This window comes from Candidatus Thiosymbion oneisti (assembly GCF_900092655.1).
Lineage (GTDB): Bacteria > Pseudomonadota > Gammaproteobacteria > Chromatiales > Chromatiaceae > Thiosymbion > Thiosymbion oneisti.
On the sequence record NZ_FLUY01001837.1, the window covers coordinates 1 to 4452 of the forward strand.

General features: G+C 53.5%; 3 protein-coding genes. All 3 read right to left on the minus strand.

Annotated features, from left to right (window positions below):
- Positions 1 to 58: 58 nt before the first annotated feature.
- From BQ17_RS19590 to BQ17_RS19600, 3 genes are read right to left on the minus strand one after another with little or no spacing between them, the layout of a single operon-like run.
- Entirely contained in the window at positions 59 to 580 is a 522-nt protein-coding gene (locus tag BQ17_RS19590; protein WP_089730021.1) for a TAXI family TRAP transporter solute-binding subunit, read from the minus strand.
- Between the two features lie 60 nt (positions 581 to 640).
- Positions 641 to 2803 (minus strand): hypothetical protein, encoded by a 2163-nt coding sequence (locus BQ17_RS19595; RefSeq protein ID WP_176722528.1) that lies wholly within the window; start codon positions 2801 to 2803, stop codon positions 641 to 643.
- The gene (locus tag BQ17_RS19600; protein ID WP_089730025.1) at positions 2784 to 4112 is read right to left on the minus strand and encodes an MFS transporter; all 1329 of its coding nucleotides are present in this window, start codon (positions 4110 to 4112) and stop codon (positions 2784 to 2786) included. Before BQ17_RS19600 ends, BQ17_RS19595 begins: the two co-directional genes overlap by 20 nt.
- Between the last annotated feature and the right edge of the window lie 340 nt (positions 4113 to 4452).

A 4452-nucleotide genomic window follows, 5' to 3' on the forward strand; every position in this document is an offset into this window, starting at 1 on the left:
TTGAAACTCTTTCTGCACCGCTATAATACCGAACTGTTGCCAGCTGTTGGCTAAGATTTCACTCATATATTAACCACCACCGCGTTTCCGGATGGAGCGCGACGACGGTACGCAGATCCTTTTGCGGCCATTCGTCCCAGGGGCTTTGCTCATCGAAGGGGCTGGATTCGCCGGTAAACGCGAGCCGGGCTTGGTCGGACTGCACGAATGCAAAATCCACCTCTCTCGCCATGACCTTGCGAATGTTGTAAATGGACCCCGAAGAAGTAACAGGATCCAACCTGTATGGCGGTTCACCCTCGGTACCAGAATTCTTCGTCCTATCCGTGGCGCTTGGGTCCGACATTACCTCGGCGATGCCGTGATAGATGCCTTTCTCGCTTGCCGTCGCAATTCTCAGCGACCGCGGCTCTGGGGTCGTCACATCTAACCGGGAGGGAGACTGCGAGAACAAGTCCTCTTTGTAAATGATCGCCACTACTGCGCAAGCCAAGGCAAACAACCAAGCGATGCGTTCCTTGTTCGATAAAGTATTCACGACATTGGCCTTTCGTACCGTCTCGTTTGCTACAGTCGCCACTCTTTCTTACACGCCGACCCGGTGCTGCAAGCGCTATGATCCTGAAGAGTTCTGTTGTCCCTATTCTGCACTGGCGCGTCGACTGTAATCATCGAATACCCTCTTCAGCTTCGGGATGGCCATGCAGAACTGGTTTTCGTCCAGCTCTCTCTGTTGCCAAAGGTATCCGTTTTGCTTCGTGCGCTCTAGGTACTGCTCGATATTCGCAACCAGCTCCCGCTCGTCGAGTGGGTCGGTTTTCTTGGCCCCTATCGCAATGGAACCAATAGCACTTGAGGATATATATCCTCTCGGCGATAGTATGTTCGAGCTTGTTTCTGGTGACTGGGAGTAAGACCTGGATGTCTTCGATTGCTGCTTTCCCAACGCGTATCTCAGCTCCAGGCAAGACGCTTCGACCCAGGTTGCCGTCACTACAGTCGCAGGCGGCCTTTGATTAAGCGCTTGCTGCAGAAAATCCTTCCCTTCTTGCAGAGCTGCCCATCCATTTCCAGCGGAGGTCTCGTCCGTTCTCGAATAGGGGGCCAACATGGGCTTCAATTGTTTCCAAAGGGGAGCCTTCAATGGGAGGAGATTTGCCTTTTCGTTGATCACCTGGCGGTTGATGCGTTGCCGTAGATGATCTGGAAGCTTTCTTCTGTTGCGACGCAATTTATTAATCAACTCGGGGAGCGTGGGCTCCTCAGATTGACTAATCTTCTGAGGCAAATACTCGCTAAAATCTTCGGAACGAATAATCCAATTCAGGGCCTGAACGCACTCCTTCGCTGGGAGACAACTCTTGTCTGAATCTGCTACTTGTTTCTGGATCATAGACCAAAGCTTATGATAAAAATCATCCGTTGATTCCACGCCTTCTTCCTGCTGTTCTTTCACCTCTGATTCTACTGCCTTGAAATACTCAGCCCAGAGGTCAGGACCGTCGGAATGGAAAAAATAGGTTTCGCGCAGCTGGGATTCGATTACTTTTGCATAGCCAGCATTGTTCAAAACGAGGGATGCTGCGGCACCTGGTCTGGATTTTGCGCGAGCGAGCTTGAAGAAATGCGTTGCGCGCTCGGCATGGGTGATCAAATCATCGACGGACACTTCGTCGGCCAAGATGAGCAACCGCAACAGGTTAGCGTAGCCAATGTTGCTGTCTGGCAGAGGAAACTTTCTCGAGTCCTTGAAGTCAGCTATCGCCCTACGGAAGCGATCTTCCGCTTCATCTAGGAGGGACGGCGCCGGAACGATCTCGAAGCGAAACAGCTCCAGCAGACCCATCACATTGTGCCGGTATGCCGTGAGACGGTGCGCAAAGTCATTGAACAGGGTGATCTTATAGTCGTCATCGAGTCGGATGGTCGCCCAGGCATGATAGGCACGGTTCAGCTCGACGATGGTCTTTTCCTTTTTCAATGGCTCGAGGGACCGGAGCGCGGCTTGGGTGTCGACCAGGGCCTCGATAATGGGTGCATATTCATCGTTGAACGCTCGGTAGGCATCCAACGCGGACCTGGAGTCATCGTTGATCGCCTCTGTATCTCGTGACTCAAGGTCGACATGATGCAGACTGGCATGGTGGCGTGAGATCGACAGCAGCTGCCGTAGCCGGTCTTCGTTGTTGCCAACCTGGAGCCAGCGCGGATCTTCGATCACCCAGAGAGAGCGCGTGATGCCCTCAAGTAACTGCTCTGTCTCATGCATGATGCTTTGGACTGCTATCTCTTGGTAACTCCTCGCCAGGACAAGGTTCCCCTGCAGGATGTCCATCGCTGTCCTGGACAAGCGGTTAACATCCATCTGTTGCTTGCGAATATTGAAGATCTCGTAGAACCATCCGGCGCCAAAGAGCACGGCGACGATACTTAAGATAAGTAGAGTACTCTGAAACGTGGTTTTGCCGGTGTTTTTGAGTTCCTTCGTGCAGACTTCCGCATCTGTTCGAAAGCCTTTCTGAAGCCGCTTTATCTTGCCGGTGGCGGCTTCTGATCTCTCCTTGATTCTGTGTTCGGCCTCGCGAATCTTGGCGCCGGCATCATGCCGTATCGCCAGAACTTCCATCAGGTTCGTGCTGCGCAGCTCGAGCTCGGCCCTGGTGGGCTGGTTCTCCAGAATCAGATCGACCAACTGCTCCTTGTGCACTTCGTCCGGGACATCGAGTCGGTAGCGCTCGGCGAACGCCAACAGGGTCGGGAAAGGTATATCCAGCAAGGTACGCCTAAGATCCTCGTGGTGCATGGGCATGACCTACCTTCGATGACAACACCCGATAATAGAGGGCGAGGGTTGCAAGCTGTGCGATCGCGGAAACGGACAAGAGTATCGGCACCGTCGCGCCTTGCTGCAACGCGAATGCACAGAATGTGAGGCCGACCGCCGAGACCAACATGGAGAGAGTCGAGTTCAGCGACAGCATGGTCGAGCGGTCCCGGGGATCAAGGAGACGGTTGAGCAGGAACTGCCGGAGCGGATCTCCAACACCCTCCCCAAATCGCACCAACCCGTAAAGCAGAGTACTGACAATCCCGAGAGTCATTATAGACACTATACCGGTCAACTGGGTCAAAGCGGCCAGTATGAGCATCGCAATGCTGCTGACGCTCAAAGATATTAAGATACCCATGAAGTGTTTCTTACGCAGGATGCGTAGTGTTGGTATCGCATTGCCCAGTGCGCGTGCGCCATAGGCCAGCACCCAGCTTGCGGCAAGTAGCACGGCGCTTTCTCCAATGCGGTCCGAGGTGGCGTCGGTTGCCAGCAATTGAACGAGATAGAGCGGCCAGAAGAACACGACGAACTGCAGTACAAAAAAGGCCACTGCGGCGCTAACCATCAGGCGAGTTATCGCCGGATGTGTTCTCAGTTTGATTAGGCTCCGGCGTACATGTCCGGTGTAGGTCGAAAGCCCAATAGTGGGTGAGCGTTCGGAAGGCATGACGACCGGTGCCTTGTCCGACACCATTCTTCTGAAACCATGCAGGAGGAGTAGCATGCAGATCGACGCGCCGACAGCGAACGTGCTCAACCAGGGTAGGTCGAAAAGAAACAAGGCGATTCCCACCAGCCCGCCAGCCACATAGAGTAGATTTTTGATCAACTGCCCACGCGAGAACACTGCCTTCAGTGCGATCTGGTCATGATCGGCGCGTAAGTCGACCATCCAGGCTTCCAAAGCACCGGAGTAAAAGGTATACCCTAACGCGAGCAGTAGCTCAGCGACGACGACGATTACCATCATCAACACGGGCGGTGCGTACGACTCGATCGCACCGGCATAGACCAGATAGCCAAGTCCCGTCAGTGAGATGGCATAGAGGAAGCTCCTTCGGCGCCCGGCGATATCGGCAAACGCGCCGGTCGGGATTTCGGTAAGCATGGTAAAGAGAAGATTGGCGACCAACACCCAAGGCAACCAGGCCAACGGTAGCCCGAGCACCTGATTCAAGACCAGGGAATAGGTCGAGATGTAGAGCGCGCGGGTACTGTTGAAAAGGCCGTTGTAGGCATAGTATTGACGCGTGATGAAAAGGTGATCGTTGGGCGACATAATGCGATGAACTCGAATGTACACTCATGCTCGGGGTAATCGCGGTTTTGAGCATAGAGCAGGATGTTCGGGTGATAGAGGTCCGCATCAGGAGTAGTCTGAGGGATCCTTGACGAGGTCCGCCAGCCTGATACCTCAGGGACAGACCATGTTCCAGCTCGTTCCCACGCTCCAGAGACTGTGAAAGTATTACTGAATTTTCAGAGTGGAAGGGACAGCAGAACATAATTTGTCTAAATTAGGCAGTGTATCTTGCTCCTAGCCCCACTTTGTACAGAATTTAGCGCGAAATAAAAAGTTTCATCCCACCGCTATCAGGAAAAGCGAATACTTTCACAGT